14 protein-coding genes are annotated in these 15,654 nt (G+C 51.5%); 3 read left to right on the top strand and 11 right to left on the bottom strand.

The window, feature by feature from the left end; translation table 11 throughout:
- Nucleotides 1–118: 118 nt before the first annotated feature.
- Nucleotides 119–1,402, bottom strand: a complete 1,284-nt coding sequence (locus NQ542_RS07775; protein ID WP_005635300.1) for a DEAD/DEAH box helicase — start codon at nt 1,400–1,402, stop codon at nt 119–121.
- 188 nt (nt 1,403–1,590) lie between these two features.
- On the opposite strand from NQ542_RS07775, the gene NQ542_RS07770 reads away from it, so the two are divergent.
- Entirely contained in the window at nt 1,591–3,135 is a 1,545-nt protein-coding gene (locus NQ542_RS07770; RefSeq protein WP_005648692.1) for a PAS domain-containing sensor histidine kinase, read from the top strand.
- A gap of 9 nt (nt 3,136–3,144) precedes the next feature.
- Here NQ542_RS07770 and NQ542_RS07765 read toward each other — a convergent pair whose 3' ends face one another.
- The 9 genes from NQ542_RS07765 to NQ542_RS07725 all read right to left on the bottom strand — a co-directional run bounded on the left by NQ542_RS07765 (nt 3,145) and on the right by NQ542_RS07725 (nt 12,029).
- On the bottom strand, nt 3,145–3,972 hold the full coding sequence (locus tag NQ542_RS07765; protein ID WP_005635296.1) for a transporter substrate-binding domain-containing protein: 828 nt from the start codon (nt 3,970–3,972) through the stop codon (nt 3,145–3,147).
- A 4-nt stretch (nt 3,973–3,976) separates the two neighbouring features.
- Nucleotides 3,977–6,088, bottom strand: a complete 2,112-nt coding sequence (locus tag NQ542_RS07760; protein ID WP_005635294.1) for a putative porin — start codon at nt 6,086–6,088, stop codon at nt 3,977–3,979.
- Nucleotides 6,089–6,193: 105 nt separating this feature from the next.
- Nucleotides 6,194–6,748: a 2-oxoacid:acceptor oxidoreductase family protein gene (locus NQ542_RS07755; RefSeq protein WP_005635292.1), complete on the bottom strand. Its 555-nt coding sequence runs from the start codon at nt 6,746–6,748 to the stop codon at nt 6,194–6,196.
- A gap of 25 nt (nt 6,749–6,773) precedes the next feature.
- The gene (locus NQ542_RS07750; RefSeq protein ID WP_005635290.1) at nt 6,774–7,538 is read right to left on the bottom strand and encodes a thiamine pyrophosphate-dependent enzyme; all 765 of its coding nucleotides are present in this window, start codon (nt 7,536–7,538) and stop codon (nt 6,774–6,776) included.
- Nucleotides 7,539–7,661: 123 nt separating this feature from the next.
- Nucleotides 7,662–7,835 carry a hypothetical protein gene (locus tag NQ542_RS07745; protein ID WP_005635288.1) on the bottom strand — a complete coding sequence of 58 codons (174 nt, stop codon included), beginning with the start codon at nt 7,833–7,835 and terminating at the stop codon, nt 7,662–7,664.
- 42 nt (nt 7,836–7,877) lie between these two features.
- The gene (locus NQ542_RS07740; RefSeq protein WP_005635285.1) at nt 7,878–8,960 is read right to left on the bottom strand and encodes a 3-methyl-2-oxobutanoate dehydrogenase subunit VorB; all 1,083 of its coding nucleotides are present in this window, start codon (nt 8,958–8,960) and stop codon (nt 7,878–7,880) included.
- 97 nt (nt 8,961–9,057) lie between these two features.
- Nucleotides 9,058–9,291 carry a 4Fe-4S dicluster domain-containing protein gene (locus tag NQ542_RS07735; RefSeq protein ID WP_005635283.1) on the bottom strand — a complete coding sequence of 78 codons (234 nt, stop codon included), beginning with the start codon at nt 9,289–9,291 and terminating at the stop codon, nt 9,058–9,060.
- A 104-nt stretch (nt 9,292–9,395) separates the two neighbouring features.
- On the bottom strand, nt 9,396–11,741 hold the full coding sequence (pbpC, locus tag NQ542_RS07730) for a penicillin-binding protein 1C (protein WP_005635282.1): 2,346 nt from the start codon (nt 11,739–11,741) through the stop codon (nt 9,396–9,398).
- A gap of 138 nt (nt 11,742–11,879) precedes the next feature.
- Nucleotides 11,880–12,029 (bottom strand): hypothetical protein, encoded by a 150-nt coding sequence (locus tag NQ542_RS07725; protein WP_005635280.1) that lies wholly within the window; start codon nt 12,027–12,029, stop codon nt 11,880–11,882.
- Nucleotides 12,030–12,172: 143 nt separating this feature from the next.
- Between NQ542_RS07725 and NQ542_RS07720 the strand changes: the two genes are divergently transcribed.
- A complete protein-coding gene (locus NQ542_RS07720) occupies nt 12,173–14,311 on the top strand; it encodes a BT4734/BF3469 family protein (RefSeq protein WP_005635278.1) in 2,139 nt (712 codons plus the stop codon).
- 410 nt (nt 14,312–14,721) lie between these two features.
- Here NQ542_RS07720 and NQ542_RS07715 read toward each other — a convergent pair whose 3' ends face one another.
- On the bottom strand, nt 14,722–14,931 hold the full coding sequence (locus NQ542_RS07715) for a DUF4248 domain-containing protein (RefSeq protein WP_005635272.1): 210 nt from the start codon (nt 14,929–14,931) through the stop codon (nt 14,722–14,724).
- A gap of 208 nt (nt 14,932–15,139) precedes the next feature.
- On the opposite strand from NQ542_RS07715, the gene NQ542_RS07710 reads away from it, so the two are divergent.
- A complete protein-coding gene (locus NQ542_RS07710; protein WP_005635270.1) occupies nt 15,140–15,646 on the top strand; it encodes an HU family DNA-binding protein in 507 nt (168 codons plus the stop codon).
- Nucleotides 15,647–15,654 lie beyond the last annotated feature (8 nt).

Below are 15,654 nucleotides of genomic sequence, written 5' to 3'. Positions count from 1 at the left end.
GTCTGCGTTTTTTATATTGGATTCGAATCTCTGTTTTCTATATTTTGCAACGCTATGCACTTATAATCGTCGACCGGCATTTGTATAAATGCCGGTCGACATATTTATAAACGTTAGCCTATGCTTCCTTCCTCAGTCTTCCTCTGCGGCGTTGGTTGTTGCCGCTGCCGGAGCGGTTGTCGCTTTTCCCTTTTCCGCCGTCTTTGCGGGGGCGTCCTCTGCCACGACGCATGTTGGAGTATTTTTCGGGCTCGTATAAAGGTGTTTCGCCGAATTTGGGATCGACCGGTATTTTATAGATTTCCTTATCCAGGAATTCTTCGATGCGTTTGAATTGGAATTGTTCTTCGGTTGAAATGAAAGTGATGGCCAGCCCTTCGCCGTTTGTTCCGCGGGCGGTACGGCCGATGCGGTGCACATAGTCTTCCGGGTCGTGGGGAATGTCGAAATTGATAACCAGCTTGATGTCGTTGATATCGATACCGCGCGAGACGACGTCAGTGGCGACGAGGATGTCTATACGTCCGTTCTTGAACTCTTTCATCACCTCTTCACGCTGTGACTGCTCAAGGTCAGAATGCATGGCTGCGACGTTGAACTTCATCCGTTTGAGAGTGGATGCCAGCTCTTTTACTTTCATTTTCGAGGACGAAAAAATGATGACACGCTGCGGACGGCTCTTTGAGAACAAGTCTTCCAATATGCGCAGTTTCTGCATGTCATAGCAGACATAGGCCGTTTGCATGATTGTTTCGGGTGGACGGGAGATGGCTATCTTGACTTCTTCCGGGTTTTTCAGGATCGTTTGGGCCAGTGTCCGGATCTTGGGAGGCATTGTGGCGGAGAACATGATGGTCTGGCAGGTTGCCGGCAGTAGTTTATAGACCTGCATGATATCGTCATAAAATCCCATATCGAGCATCCGGTCCGCTTCATCCAGGACGAAGAAGGATACTTGCGACAGATCGACAGTGCCCAGTTTGATATGCGACAACAGACGTCCGGGGGTAGCGATCACGATATCGGCCCCCATTTCCATCCCTCGCTTTTGCTGTTCCCAGGCAATACCGTCCGTGCCTCCGTAGACGGCAACGGCGGAAACCGGGACAAAATAGGTGAAACCTTCGATCTGCTGGTCGATCTGTTGGGCCAATTCGCGTGTGGGAGCCATGATGATGGCATTGATGGCATTGGCCGGATGTAATCCTTTGCTGAGTTCATTGATCACCGGCAACACATAAGCCGCAGTCTTTCCTGTCCCTGTCTGTGCACAGGCAATAATGTCTTTCCCTTCCAAAATGACCGGAATCGTCAGTTCCTGTACTGGAGTTGTCTCCAGAAAATTCATTGCGTCAAGGCCGTCCAATACGGCCTCTTCTAAGTCCAATTCGTCAAATCTCATCTTTCATCATTAAATTCCCGGTAAAGGTAGATAATATTTGGCAATATTTGTTATATAGAACGCAGCTCTTCTTTCAAAAGAGTTATTTTTTCAAGGGAAGATTGATTTTTGTGATATTTTCCGGGGAAGATTGTGATAAAAATAAATATCTTTATACCCAAATTAGCGTTTTAAAGCATTTTGTTTATATGGGCGGCATTTATGGCGGGAAGGACATCCGGCCAATCTCACAAAAGCAAGATTCATTACATGGATTGATCAATACGATTTTGGATAAACTACCGTTAGGCGTTTTTGTAAAAGATGCAGAAGATGGTTTCAGGTATCTGTATTGGAACCGTTTCATGGAAGAAATAACCGGTATCGGTACGGAAGAAGTTGAGGGACACAATGATTTCGAACTGAGTTTTGATGCGATCATGCCCGCAGAAGAGCGTTTAGGGCTGGATCGTGATGTCATGGAGACGGGTAGGACTATTGAATTTAGCGGGAAGATTTCTGATGCGTATGGCATCCCGAAGGATATCGAAGTCACGAAATTCCCGATTGCCTTGAGCAATGGCAAACCCCTTTTGCTGGCTTTGTGGCGTGACGTCACGGTCCGCAACAAGATGGAGAATACCTTGAGACGTTCGCAGGTACTTACTAAGATGGCCCTGCATTCCAATGATATCCGCCTCTGTTCCATATTCGTGAATCCTGACAGCAAACGGAATTATGATGATTCGGTTGTCCAGGTAAATAACTGGTTGCCGGGTAAAGAAGACGAGCTGGTCGATATTTCATGGCCTCGTTTTGCCGCGCGGGTTCATCCTGACGACAGGGAGAGACACGATGAGGCTTTTCGGAAATTATGTTCGGGAGAGATATCGGAAATGAAAATCGAGTTGCGTGTGAAATACCCGGGAATGGATCATTACCACTGGCGTGAATCGTCGGCAACCGTCTACGAACGGGATGAACGGGGAAGGGTGCTTGTGATCCTGGGATGTACGATCAACATACAGGAACGCAAAGGGCAGGAGCTGAACCTGGAAGAAGCCAAGCACAAGGCGGAGCTTGCCGATAAGATGAAGTCCAAGTATCTGGCGGATATGAGCCATGAGATCCGCACCCCGTTGAATGCGATCACCGGTTTTTCCGAATTGATGGCTTTTGCCGATTCGGATGAGGAGCGTAGGGAATATTATGAGATCATCAAGACCAATAATCTGCTGCTGATGCAACTGATAAACGATATACTCGACCTGTCCAAGATCGAAGCCGACGCTATCAGGATCAGTTATGAACCGGTCGATATAAACGGGCTGATGGATACGATATTCGCCTCTATCAAACTCCGTATGCCCGAAGGTGTGCAGTTGTTCTTGGAAAAAGGTAGCTGCACGTGCTGTTTCGGAGCCGATAGTATCCGCCTGTTGCAATTGATCAATAATCTGGCGAATAATGCGATTAAGAATACCAAGCAGGGAAGTATCACGCTGGGATATACCTGCCTGCCGGATAAATGTCTGGAATTTTATGTGAAGGATACGGGAACCGGCATTGCAAAAGATAAACTGGAGAGCCTTTTCACACGCTTCGTCAAGGTGAACGATTATGTGGAAGGTATCGGTTTGGGGCTTGCCATCTGCCAAGGGCTGGTTACGAAAATGGGTGGTTCCATGCACGTGGAATCCGAATTAGGGGTCGGTTCGACTTTCTCCTTCGTGCTGCCGTCGCATGAGGGATAAAGTGATGCATTATTTATAATATTTCTTGTATATCTTGTCGAATGTACCGTTCTTGCGTATCTGTTCCAGCCAGCTGTTCAGGCTGTCGAGCAGGATAGGGGAATCTTTGCGGACTGCCCAGGATTGGAGTTGCGTGAAACTTATGTCTGTTTTGATATCTATTTCCGGGAGTTGCTTTTGGGAAAGGACAGCCGTCTGCTGGTCGCAAACGGCATAATCGATATCTCCTTTGGCAACCATGATGGCAAGCTGTTCCCCGGAGTATAATTCGTCTTCTATCACGTAGATCGTATCGCCGATCTCATGTCCTAAGTTTTGTAGCCTGAGCTGGGCGGGAGAATCTTTGGGGATATATAGGGTCTTACCGGCCAGATCGAGTTGGTTGCGGATGGGCTTGAGCCCGTTATTGGCCGCTTCCGTCCGTTGTATCAGGACTTGTTTGTCGAGGACGATCGGTTCGGTGAACAGATATTTCTCTTTGATCTCGCTGGTGATCGGGATATTGCGGGCAACGGCATCGCAATTGTTCTCTTCAAGCATATCGAAGCTTTCGGCCAGGCTCATCTCCAAAAATATCTGTATTTCCAGACCTGATAATTGGGCGATAGCCTGGCTCAGTTCATATTGGAAACCTTCTATCGTGTCACCTGCCACATAATACCCCGATTGATTGTATTCGGTCACCAGCCGCAGGATTCCTTCTTCTTTGATCTCCGGATAATCGCGTGGGAAGACTTCAGCCTTCGGCATGGTTTTCAGGCGCCATAACATGATCATGGTTGCTACGGCGATTATCAGCAGCCCGGTGTAGACTCCTATCAGTTTCCTCGATTTCATAAGATCAGTTGTTGAATGTGACAGCTACGCCCATTTTCAGGACGAACGGATCCAGCGGATAGTGCGCCAGCGAGAAATAGTTCGGATTGACGAACTTGGAACCCAGGTTATAACCCATCACAAAGAAACGAGCCTGTTTTAGGTGGAAGTTGACATAGGCATTGACAAGCGGGAAATTGCCGACTTTCACTTCGTCCTGTACCTGGAACTGCTGTGTGGCCGGTTCGTAATACGGGGCGTAGTAAGAAGTGTTATAATACATATTGGCTCCCAATTGCACCATCAGCACCTTTGCTACCTTGAATTTCAGATACATATTGGTATACAGGCTGATTTGAGGCAAAGGCAGTACGCTTTTGTCACTGCTCAGCTGGTAGGCCACTTCGTTTTCCCATCCGAAAGCGCGGTACATGACATCTTGTTTGATGCGGGCGTTTATCACTTGCAGATTTCCGCTTTTCTGTTCCGGCATTCCTTGTTTGTTGAAGAATACATAGTTCTGTATGCTTTCGACCCCGGCAGACAACTGTGTCCGTGTGGACTCCAGGTTGATCTTGACTCCGGCATAGATTTGCTGGATCATGTTCATATCCCGGTTATCCCACCAGAAATAGCGGGAATGGAAGTGACGCATATAGAAGGAAGGGGTGACATTCTTGATGTATCCTTCCGCACTGATCGTCGCATCTTTTTTTAATAGCTTGAATTTGGTTTGCAGGTTTCCCGTGGCCCGAAATTCCCCGATATCGTCGCCTACGACACAAAGTTCTCCACGGGCATTGTAAGTCAGAATGTTTCCCCGGCGTTTGGAGATTTCGGCTCCGATATATGTCGAGAATTCGTCATACACTTGTGTAATCGGAAATTCGATGGTGGAGGGAGAAGCGTTTAACCCGCTTCCATATTCGGGGTCGTAAGACAATCCCGGTATCTGGGCCGGCAACTGGAATTTGCGCTTGTCGAAAGTGGCAAAGGCAGTGATGCCGAACTTGGCCCAGTCTTGAAAACCTTCGCGGAGGGAAAGACCGAACGTATTGCGCAGATTCCAGTAGGAAGTGCGGTCGTCGACACCCGTGCCGTTTTCCAAACCGAATACACGCGGGTATCCATCCGGGGTCAGATAACATTCGTTCAGGTTCTCGTCCGCTTCCGAGCGGAAACGGCGGCGGTTGTCCTGATATTCCAGTGTATGAATGATACTGGATACGGGTATAAATACTTTCACGGGATTTCCCAGCGTGTCCACTTCCCCTTCCAGTTCGCGCTCGAATCCGAGGTTATAATGGTGGCTGAGGAAATACTGTTTGCCACGTACCCGGTTCCATGCCTTGACCGGATAGCGTGTATTGAATGCCTTGGGGTCGTCCTGGTTTCTCTCGCCGGCAAAATATTGGTCCGGGTTAGTGATAACCGAGTCGTTGGCCAAGCCTCCGTTTTCGTAATTGATGAAGTTGAAGTTGCTCAAGTAAGCGTGCGCTTCGTAGCGATCCGACTTGTAACTGCCGAAAAGGCGGTAGCTTAACAGCTTATTACCGTTATTCTTGTAATATCCGCGGCTGTAGATATAGTCCAAATCGCCACCTACGTTGATCTTCGGACCGAAGTTCATGGTCAGCGTGCCTTTCAGCCGTTCGTTTTTGCTTTCACTTCCCCCCATAGTCGTGTACATCACGTTTGTATAAGGGATTTTCGTGTCGTAGTACTGTGCGTTCTGAGGGTCCGTGATATAATAATCGTAAGCGTCGGCAAACAGGAAATCCCGTGGTTCCTTACGTTCGGAAAAGATGCGGGTTTGTGCCGGTGACCCTGTATTGGCCAGGTAGCCGACTGCCAGCGATTCGGATTCCACCAGCGTGCTGTTGGCGAAATTCAATTTATGCGTGTCCAACGGGGCAATATAAGGATCGCCCAACAGAGGGGTTAGCCGATAGGCCGTGATACGTCTGTTGTTTATGGCTGCGCTGTCTGGAATCAGCAGGCTGTCAGGGACTTCCTGATTGGCTTTGGATAGGTTTCCGAGTGAGAATCCTTTCCGGTCTCCACCTGGTCGGCGTTGTGCATGCAGGGCCGAAGCGGATATTATCAAGAGTAATAATATGTATAGGCTATGCTTCATGAGGGGCAAAGATAGTGATAATGTACCAATATGAACAATGTGCCAATATGCCAATTAATATTAGTTATATTTTTATTGGCATATTGGCACATTTAGCTAAGCACCTTAATGGCACGTTTGCACATTGGTTATAATCTCCATGCCTTTCTTGATAGCCGCCTCGTTCATCGGGATGAGCTTGTGGTGGCGTTCGGGCAGGGATTTCTTCAAGCCTAACAAAACGTTTTCCAGTTTCACCATCGGAACGATTTTCAGCAGTCCGCCGAGGATCAGCATATTGAATGCTTTCTCGTTTTTCATCTCGGTAGCCGCGTCCATCGCATCCACACGATATACACTGACATCGGTCCGTTTCACCGGTGTATGGATTCCGTATCCGTCATAAATAATGATACCGCCTTTTTTCACCTTGTTTTCGAACTTCTCCATCGAAGGTTGGTTCAGGATGATGGCAATGTCATATTCGTTCAATACGGGAGAGCTGATGCGGTCGTCGCTCAGGATGACGGTTACGTTGGCTGTGCCGCCCCGTTGTTCTGGGCCGTAAGAAGGCATCCAACTGACTTCCTTTCCTTCCATCAGGCCGGAATAAGCCAGGATTTTACCCATTGACAAAACCCCTTGTCCACCGAAACCTGCTATTATAATTTCTTGCTTCATTGCTTCAAAAATTAATAATTACTTATTATTCCTTATTCTTGAGATCTCCTAACGGATAGAACGGGAACATATTCTCTTCCATCCATTTGTTAGCTTTCTCAGGTGTCATTTTCCAACCGGACGAGCAGGTGGAAACGAATTCGACAATCGAAGTGCCTTTGCCGGCCATCGAGTTTTCGAATGCCTTGCGAAGCATCTTTTTAGCCTTGCGGACGGCTGCCGCGGTCTGTACGCTCTGGCGGGTGACCAGGCAGGTCCCTTCCAGTTGTGCAAGCAGGTCGCCGATCTTCAAAGGATAACCGTTTAGGGCGATATTACGGCCATACGGACAGGTTGCCGTCGGCATTCCTTCCAGTGTGGTAGGAGCCATCTGACCGCCTGTCATACCATAGATGGCATTGTTGACAAATACGATCACGATATTTTCTCCACGGTTGGCAGCATGGATTGTTTCGGCGGTACCGATGGCAGCCAAGTCGCCGTCGCCCTGGTACGTGAACACCATCTTGCCCGGATTTAGTCGCTTGACGGCTGTCGCGATGGCAGGCGCACGTCCGTGGGCCGCTTCGATCCAGTCGATATCCAGATAGTTATAGGCAAAAACGGCGCATCCGACGGGAGAGATGCCGATCGTTTTATCTTCCATCCCCATTTCGGCGATCACTTCGGCAATCAGCTTGTGTATCACGCCGTGGCTGCAACCGGGACAGTAGTGCATGGGATTTTCATTCATCAACCTGGGTTTTCCATATACCAGGTTTTCCGGTTTTATTATTTCGTTAATTTCCATACTATGAATAATTTTTCAATGTGCTTATATTAATAATGTGGTAATTTGCCTATGTGCCAGTTAAGGAATGCGTCAACAACAATATGGATTGGCACATTGTCTGATTGGCACATTACCACATTATTAACTTAAAAATCTCATCAGATATTGAACCAAGCGGAAACAGATCGCCGCGCCACCGCAATACAGGAATGGCAGCCGGTTTTCAGGGAAGGCGAAGTAGCAAACGACTGCTGCCACTGCCAAAACCATGAATAACCAGGTCAATATCGTATCAATTTTACTTCCGCGAATCATCGTTGTTAATTTATGATTTATGAATTATGTATTACAAATCAATCATAATTCAAAATTCTTTTTCAGCGCATTCAGCACTTCATCCGGCGTGAACACGATACCTCCGAGACGGCCGAAATGTTCAACCTTTACTTTGCCGTTTACGGCCAGACGTACGTCTTCGACCATCTGTCCGGCGTTCAGTTCGACGGAAAGCATGCCCTTTACTTTCTCGGCATAAGCGGCGATCGCTTTTGTCGGGAACGGCCACAAAGTGATGGGACGGAGCAAGCCGAGCTTGATGCCTTCCGCACGTGCTATTTCCACCACCTTCTGGCAGATACGGGCAGAAGAACCGAAAGCGATCAGCAGATATTCGGCATCTTCGCACTGGAACTCTTCGTAGCGGACTTCATTTTCTTCGATCTTCCGATATTTAGCTTGGAAGCGGATGTTGTTCTCCTCCATCTTTGCCGGGTCCAGCTCCAGTGAAGTAATGACATTCGGTTTACGGCCGGCTGTCTTTCCCTGTGTGGCCCACGGGCATTCGGCTATGATTTCTTCCTCTGTACGGCGTGTATGGAAAGGAGGCAATACCACTTTTTCCATCATCTGCCCGATGATGCCGTCTGCCAGAATAATGGCCGGATTACTGTATTTGAAAGCGAGTTCGAAACCCAGTCCGACAAAGTCCGCCATTTCCTGTACGGAAGAGGGAGCGAGCGTGATCAGGCGGTAGTCGCCATGTCCGCCGCCTTTGACGGTCTGGAAATAGTCTGCCTGGCTGGGCTGGATTGTCCCCAGGCCGGGACCGCCACGCATCACGTTCACGATCAGACAGGGCAGTTCGGCTCCTGCGATATAAGATATACCTTCTTGTTTCAGACTGACACCGGGGCTGGACGAGGAGGTCATCACACGTTTGCCCGTACCTGCACCTCCATATACCATATTGATGGCTGCCACTTCACTTTCAGCCTGTAGCACGACCATTCCGGTTGTTTCCCACGGCATTTCGGCCATCAGGGTTTCGAGTATCTCCGACTGCGGAGTGATCGGGTAGCCGAAGTAACCGTCCACACCGTAGCGGATAGCCGCATGGGCGATGGCTTCGTTACCCTTCATTAATTTTACTTCTTCTGCCATACCTTATATTTAATTGTCAATTGACAATTGACAATTTTGTTTTGTGATTAATATTCTGATTCCTTTTTCTGTTTGTTAAATTGTCAATTGTGCATTGTCAATTGTCAATTCTCTTCTTGTAGATGGTCAAACAACCGTCCGGACAAACCAACCCGCAGCTTGCACAACCGATGCAGTCATCGGGGTTTTTCATGTACACATAATGGTATCCCTTGTTGTTTACTTCACGCGGGTGCAATTCGAGAACATCCGACGGGCAGGCTACTACGCAGAGGTTACATCCTTTGCATCGCTCTGTGTTTACAACAACAGCTCCTTTTATCTTCGCCATAATTTATTATATTTAAAAACTAATGTAACACTAACTATCTCATTTGCGACTGCCAAAGGTAGTAAAAACTTTACAGAAAGAGCCTTTTTTAGAAACTGTTTTGATTATTTCACCTCGAACGATATTGTCTTTCGATTGCCCTGGTCGTCGATCAGCGTCAGGCGATGTTTGCCGGGGGAAGCGGAGAAGCTGATCTGGTGGTGGTCTGTCGTTTCGCCGGCATACGTGTCGTCGAGATGCCAGTAGAGGATGGCATCCGGACGGGCGTGGGCAGCTTTGAAGACAAACTGCTCCCGTTTGCCGGAGAAGCCTTTCGGAAGATAAAGGATGGCGTTATGCTCCGGATAGATCAGTTCGATCTGCCGGCCCCTGTCTTCGCCACATCCCGGTTTGACAGGAGGCAGGGGAGCGTAGTCGATATGATAGTTCCGGTAATAATATTCTTCGGAAGGAGGCAGTACGAACCACGGGCGTGCGATCATCCGGCCGACCGACTCGCACGAGCTGTTCACCCGGAAACGGCCGTCCGCAGAAAGATGGACAAGCCGGTGGTAGGGGCAGACTTCCGTCTTGTCGGCCGAGCGCGGCATGTAGAGCGTGTCTACCCGGTCACAGATAGCGGATGCCTTGTGCCCGCTGAGACGGCAGATGGCCATCGGGAGGAGTTCGTCGTAAGGCATGTCGAACCAGCCGCTTCCCGGAAGGAGCGAGAACAGGTCGAAGAGGACGGGAGCGGCATTGCCCACGCCTGTCAGTCCCGGCCGGCCTTCTCCCGAAGCGTTGCCCACCCATACGCCGACCGTATAGCGCGGGGTTGTCCCGATCGCCCAGGCGTCCCGCCCGCCATAGCTCGTCCCCGTTTTCCAGGCCACCTGCTTCATGGAGCCGAACTGCTGCCAGTCCGCCTCTTCTTCAGGGCGGTTCAGTGCCGACATCGCTTCGAAGGCGAACCAGATGGAGGCGGCGGAGAGGAACGGCTTGTCCGTAAGCCTTTTGTCGGCGACCGAGCGGACCGGGTCGGCCGGAGGAGCCGGGTAAGGAGTGAGCGGATGAATATCCGCCGGGTCATACCGCCCGTTGTAAGTCCGGTAATGTGCGAGCGTACGCGCCAGTGAAGCATACATGCCGGTGAGGTCCCATAACGTCCCTTCGGCGCCTCCCAGGATCAGCGAAGCCCCGTAATGCTCTTCGGAAAAGCGCAGCGTGGTCATGCCCGCCTTTTTCAGCAGCGACATGAACCGCCCCGTGTTGTAGGCCGAAAGCATCCGTACCAGCGGGACGTTGAGCGAACGTTCGATCGCCCGGTGTGCCGGGACCGCCCCGTAGAACGTCTTGTTGTAGTTTTGCGGCGAGAAGCCGTTCAGGTTTAGGGGGACGTCTGAAACGAGCGTACCGGGGAGCAGCAGCCCGTCGTGTAGCATGGCGGCATAAAGAAAGGGCTTCAGGATGCTGCCCGTGCTGCGTGGCGAAGTGATGATGTCTACCTGGTTCCCTTTGCGGGCGTCGGCCTTGAAAGTGACGTTTCCCGCATAGGCCAGCACCTCGCCCGTTTCGGCATCGGCGATGAGGGCGGCCAGGTTATGGATGTGGTTGGAGGCGTAGTCGCGGGCGTAGCGGTTGACGATCTCCTGTGTCTGGCGTTGCAACATCCGGTTGACGGAGGTCGTGATACGCGTTCCCGGAGCGTCGGCCGCCAACCGTTCGAGCAGGTGAGGGGCTTCGTCGGGCAGAGGCACGGGCGCTTCGGGAAGCGGTTCGAGGAGCGACAGCCCGTATTCGGTTTCGTCCAGTATCCCTCTCTCCTTCAAGGCGGTCAGGAGCTTGTCGCGTTTGGCTTTCAGCCGTGCCCGGTTACGTCCGGGATGGATCAGGGCGGGCGAGTTGGGCAGGACGGCGAGTGTGGCGCTTTCGGCCCACGAGAGGTCGGCAGCGCTTCGCCCGAAATAACGCCAGGCCGCCGTCTCGATGCCTATCACATTCCCTCCGAACGGGGCGTGCGAGGCATAGAGGTTCAGGATCTGATGTTTGCCGCAGACTGTTTCCAGGAGAAGGGCGTAGCCGGTTTCGACCATTTTTTCATACAGGGTACGGTCGCGGTTGCCCCGCGCGATCCGTGCCAGTTGCATGGTGATCGTGCTCCCCCCGCTGACGACCTTGCCCCGGCTGAGGTTGATCCGCATGGCTCGGACGATGGCAACCGGGTCTACTCCCGAATGCCGGAAGAAACGTTTGTCTTCGTAGGTCAGCAGGCAGGTCACGAACTTGCCGGGAAGACTGTCTGCCGGAGGGAAACGCCATTGCCCGTCCGGTGCGATCCGTGCCCCTAACAACTGCCCGTCGGAAGAATAGAGCAGGGTGGAGCAGGCCTCCGGAAAGAGTGTCCGGGGGGCGGTCAGATGCAGGACCGTTCCTATCAGCAGCTTTATGAAAAACAGGTGGAAGACAATCATTCGCCATTTGGTTTTACTCCTCTAAGTTAGTCATTATTTTCGCGATTTCCAACCATATTTCCTTGAATTTTTCTTCGTCCGTGTGCTGGCTGAGGGCATTTGCGAGGCGGAAGAACCAGTGGAGCGTCGTTGCCGGCTTCAGCCCCTTTTAAAGTCTATGTAGATACGTTTGCTGATGTGGGCCGATTGGCAGAGGGTGTCGATGCTGATGCCCTCTTCGATCCTTTTCTTGTCGATGAATTCGGCAACTTGGCTGATTAGGCCGGGATTTTTGAAGTCTTTTGTCATGATATGAGTTATAATTAGTTAAATAGCAGGAAGTTTCCGGCTGTCCGGTTCCCTTATGTGGGAACTTTTGTTTGCCGGATAGTCCGTATTTTTATGCTGCTTATGACAGCGAGTGCAAATGTATAATTAATTTTAATAGTATTATGGAAAAATCTTTCAGCCTGTTTGCCAATTTCAAGCAAACAACCCCATCGGAGATCACGTTGGACCGTGTTTACCGGCTCATCACTACCGACTCCGACTTGCGTGACCGTACCGAGAAATTCCGCTTCTACCTCCGGGTAGGAAACAAGCAAATGTCGGCCTGCGAAAAGACTTCATGCCCCGCCTTCACTCCCGCCGTGCGATGCGAAGGAGGCAGGAAGCGCATGCATATCAAGGCTTATACCGGTTTGAGCCTTTGCGATTTGGATCATATACCGGAAGAACGGATGGCGGAGGCTTTTGCGGCGGTCTGTGCCGACCCCCATGTCCTTTTGGCCTACCATACGATCAGCGGACGAGGGCTGCGCGTCATTTACGCTTTTCTCTTTGAAGACGGCAGTTCCGTCGCGGACGCCGACCCTGCCGATCGGAAGACGCTCCGGGTCTACCAGGAGGGCTACCGACAGGGTAACGAACTTTTCGCCCGCCTCGCCGGGCTGGAATACGACAGCAGTTGCAAGAATCCCGAACGGATCAGCGGTACGGCTTATGATCCGGACGCCTATTACAATCCGGAAGCCCTGCCGCTCCAGGTCAAGCTGCCGCCTGCTCCCTCCGCGAAACCGGGTCGGCCGAAAGGACAGAAGGCGAAACCGGGACGCTATACCGCAACGGCGGGCAAGGCGGCCGAGGTGTCCGGAAAACGGCTGGAGGACGAAGGAATCCGCTATGAGCCGGGCCACCATAACGAATATGTCATGCGCACCGGCTACCTCTTCAACCTCTATGGCGTGCCGGAGGCGGAGGCCGTCGCATGGGCGGTCGAGGCGTTTGCCGATTATGGCGCGGAGAACGTCGAGAGCACCTTCCGTTCCTGCTACGCGGGAGAGGAGGAGCATGGCTCCGTGCGCCTGCCCCGGAGCGCTGGCGGCAAAGGCAGACGGGAGGCAGACGAGGCGAACAAGCCGGCCGAGGTGGAGGCGATCGAGGCGTTCCTGTTTTCGCAGGCGGAGTTCCGCCACAATGTCATCACGCACCATTGTGAAATCCGCTGGACGGAGGAGGCCGGCTTCCTGCCGCTGACAGACCGTGACGTGAATACGCTTTGGGGGCGGATGAACAAAACGGTGGGACGCGTCTATCTGACGGATATATACAATGTGATACATTCCGAGTTCGTCCCCCTCTTCAACCCTTTCCAATCCTATTTCGACCATTTGCCATCATGGGACGGCGTGAGCGACCCTATCGGCGACCTGGCCGATACGGTGCATGTCAAAAGCGACCAGGCGGAGTTTAGGGACTATTTCCGGAAATGGTTTGTCGGCATACTGCCCGCGCTGCTCGACGATACGGTCGTGAACCATGAGATCCTGGTCCTTATCGGCGAACAGGGGCTTTACAAAACCACCTGGTTCAACTTCCTGCTGCCACCCGAACTGCGCTGCTATTTCTATACGAAGACGAACAGCGACCGCCTGAATAAGGACGATCTCTTTTCCCTTACCGAATTCGCCCTGATCTGTTTCGAGGAGCTCGACGGCATGCGGCCTGCCGAGTTGAACCAGTTGAAGGCGATGGTCACCATGCCCTACGTCAACGAGCGGGCGGCCTACGGGCGCAACAAGGAACGCCATCCGCATATCGCTTCGTTTTGCGGCACGGGCAATAATGTCCAGTTCCTGACCGACCCGACCGGCAACCGCCGCTGGTTGCCTTTCGAGGTGTCGCAGATCCGGGACCCGCATCTGCATGCCATCCCTTACGAGCTGGTCTACAGCCAGGCCTATGCCTTGTGGAAAAGCGGTTTCTGCCACTGGTTCTCGCAGGAGGAGATACGGAAGCTGAACATGCATAACAGCCGCTTCGAAGTCCCCAACCTCGAAGAAGACCTGATCCGTACCCATTTCCGCAAACCGTTCGAGGGCGAGGCGGGCATCTTCGTCACGGCGGCCGATATCCTGGAACAGATCAGTTCATGCCTGCGTTACCCCCTGAGTCCGAATAAAATCGGGCGTATCATGGCGGGGCTGGAGTTCGAATCGATCCGGTATAAAGGGAAAAGGGGCTATATCGCAGTGAAAAAGACCGGGGAGGATATCGACAGGGAACGGAGATCCGGCGCTTTGGGATTGTGATTTTTTGCTTCCGGCCCGTTTTTTTGACACAATTGGCACATTTGACATAGGGTTGTAGAAATATATATACGCGAGATAAATAATTAATTATTTAATATACCTACATAGGTATATACCTGAATATATATTATTACCTATATATAGTTTAGCAACCCTATGTCAAATGTGCCAATTGTGTCAAATCCCGCAAGGTCCGTCTTCCGGCATTTCCATGATTGCCGGCCTGCGTTCCTGCAAACGTCGGCCCGCATTCCTGCAAATGCCGGGCGGCAATCATGGGAATGCCGGGCGGTGTGGCAGGGTTATAGCTTCCCGATCTCTTCGGCCGTCTCGATGGCGTCTTCCAGGATCACGACGTTGGTGAGGTGCTCTTCGTAGGCGTGGCGTTCCCCGCGTGTCATGGAGTCATCCTATGGTTCTCCCAGATATTCGAAAATCAGTGCCACCTGCCGGGAGGTGAAGAGCCGTTGTTTCGTGTAGTAGCCGGTCTGTCGCAACGCTTCCGTGAGCGGGCGGTTCAGGCGTATCCAGGCGGCGAGCCGGTTCAGTGCGGCCTGGGAGGTGATCTCCGGTGCATAGGCCTGTGCCAGTTCGCTCTTGCTGTAGGGACGGATTTTCATGATTTTTCTGTTTGATTGTATGGTTATAAAGATACGGAAAAAATCTGGGATACGGAAGTGTTTCTGCTCATGAATCGGTTATATATCTAACCTTATTCATGGTTGGCTCACACTGTCTCATCCTGCCTCCCGATCGCCTTTTGCGCCTGCCGTATCTTTGTCTCAGAGATTAATAGCAGAGAAGTATTCATTTAAAAAAAGTAAGGTTATGCCATTAAATTACAGTATTGTTTTGTTAGGCAATCCGCGTAAGCCGGACGATCCGAAGAAAGCCTACGCCCGTTCGCAGGTCAGCAAGGAGCTTACGTTGAAAGGGCTTTCGCAACGTGTCGCGGCCCAGACGACCGTGAGTCGTGCGGATGTTTCAGCGGTGTTGATCAGTGTGGTCGAGAATATGATCGAGGCCCTGCGCGACGGGGAGCAGGTCGATTTCGGCGAGTTGGGCAAGTTCCGTTTGCAGGCGACCAGCCGGGGAGCCGATAGCGCGGAGGTGTTTACTGCCACCAATATCACCGGAGTCAATATCCAGTTCGTTCCCGGCGACGATCTGAAAAAGATCTTCAACGGTATGAGTTTCAATCCCGTACCCAGCCGTGCATCCGTACGTGCCGTACTCCGTGCCGAGAAAGCAGGCGAGACGACGGTCGACCTGTCGAAGAAACCGAACGAAGGAGGCGGGAGCGGAGGCGAAGATGACCGGCCGGGAGAACTTTAAGCAATTGA

It is taken from the genome of Parabacteroides merdae ATCC 43184 (assembly GCF_025151215.1).
Lineage (GTDB): Bacteria > Bacteroidota > Bacteroidia > Bacteroidales > Tannerellaceae > Parabacteroides > Parabacteroides merdae.
Note: the sequence above shows the minus strand (reverse complement) of the source record. Positions and strands in the feature narration are given on the sequence as shown.

Coding starts and splice junctions, on each gene's coding strand:
- NQ542_RS07775 (WP_005635300.1), bottom strand. CDS start 1,402: ATGAGATTTGACGAATTGGACTTAGAAGAGGCCGTATTGGACGGCCTT.
- NQ542_RS07770 (WP_005648692.1), top strand. CDS start 1,591: ATGGGCGGCATTTATGGCGGGAAGGACATCCGGCCAATCTCACAAAAG.
- NQ542_RS07765 (WP_005635296.1), bottom strand. CDS start 3,972: ATGAAATCGAGGAAACTGATAGGAGTCTACACCGGGCTGCTGATAATC.
- NQ542_RS07760 (WP_005635294.1), bottom strand. CDS start 6,088: ATGAAGCATAGCCTATACATATTATTACTCTTGATAATATCCGCTTCG.
- NQ542_RS07755 (WP_005635292.1), bottom strand. CDS start 6,748: ATGAAGCAAGAAATTATAATAGCAGGTTTCGGTGGACAAGGGGTTTTG.
- NQ542_RS07750 (WP_005635290.1), bottom strand. CDS start 7,538: ATGGAAATTAACGAAATAATAAAACCGGAAAACCTGGTATATGGAAAA.
- NQ542_RS07745 (WP_005635288.1), bottom strand. CDS start 7,835: ATGATTCGCGGAAGTAAAATTGATACGATATTGACCTGGTTATTCATG.
- NQ542_RS07740 (WP_005635285.1), bottom strand. CDS start 8,960: ATGGCAGAAGAAGTAAAATTAATGAAGGGTAACGAAGCCATCGCCCAT.
- NQ542_RS07735 (WP_005635283.1), bottom strand. CDS start 9,291: ATGGCGAAGATAAAAGGAGCTGTTGTTGTAAACACAGAGCGATGCAAA.
- pbpC (WP_005635282.1), bottom strand. CDS start 11,741: ATGATTGTCTTCCACCTGTTTTTCATAAAGCTGCTGATAGGAACGGTC.
- NQ542_RS07725 (WP_005635280.1), bottom strand. CDS start 12,029: ATGACAAAAGACTTCAAAAATCCCGGCCTAATCAGCCAAGTTGCCGAA.
- NQ542_RS07720 (WP_005635278.1), top strand. CDS start 12,173: ATGGAAAAATCTTTCAGCCTGTTTGCCAATTTCAAGCAAACAACCCCA.
- NQ542_RS07715 (WP_005635272.1), bottom strand. CDS start 14,931: ATGAAAATCCGTCCCTACAGCAAGAGCGAACTGGCACAGGCCTATGCA.
- NQ542_RS07710 (WP_005635270.1), top strand. CDS start 15,140: ATGCCATTAAATTACAGTATTGTTTTGTTAGGCAATCCGCGTAAGCCG.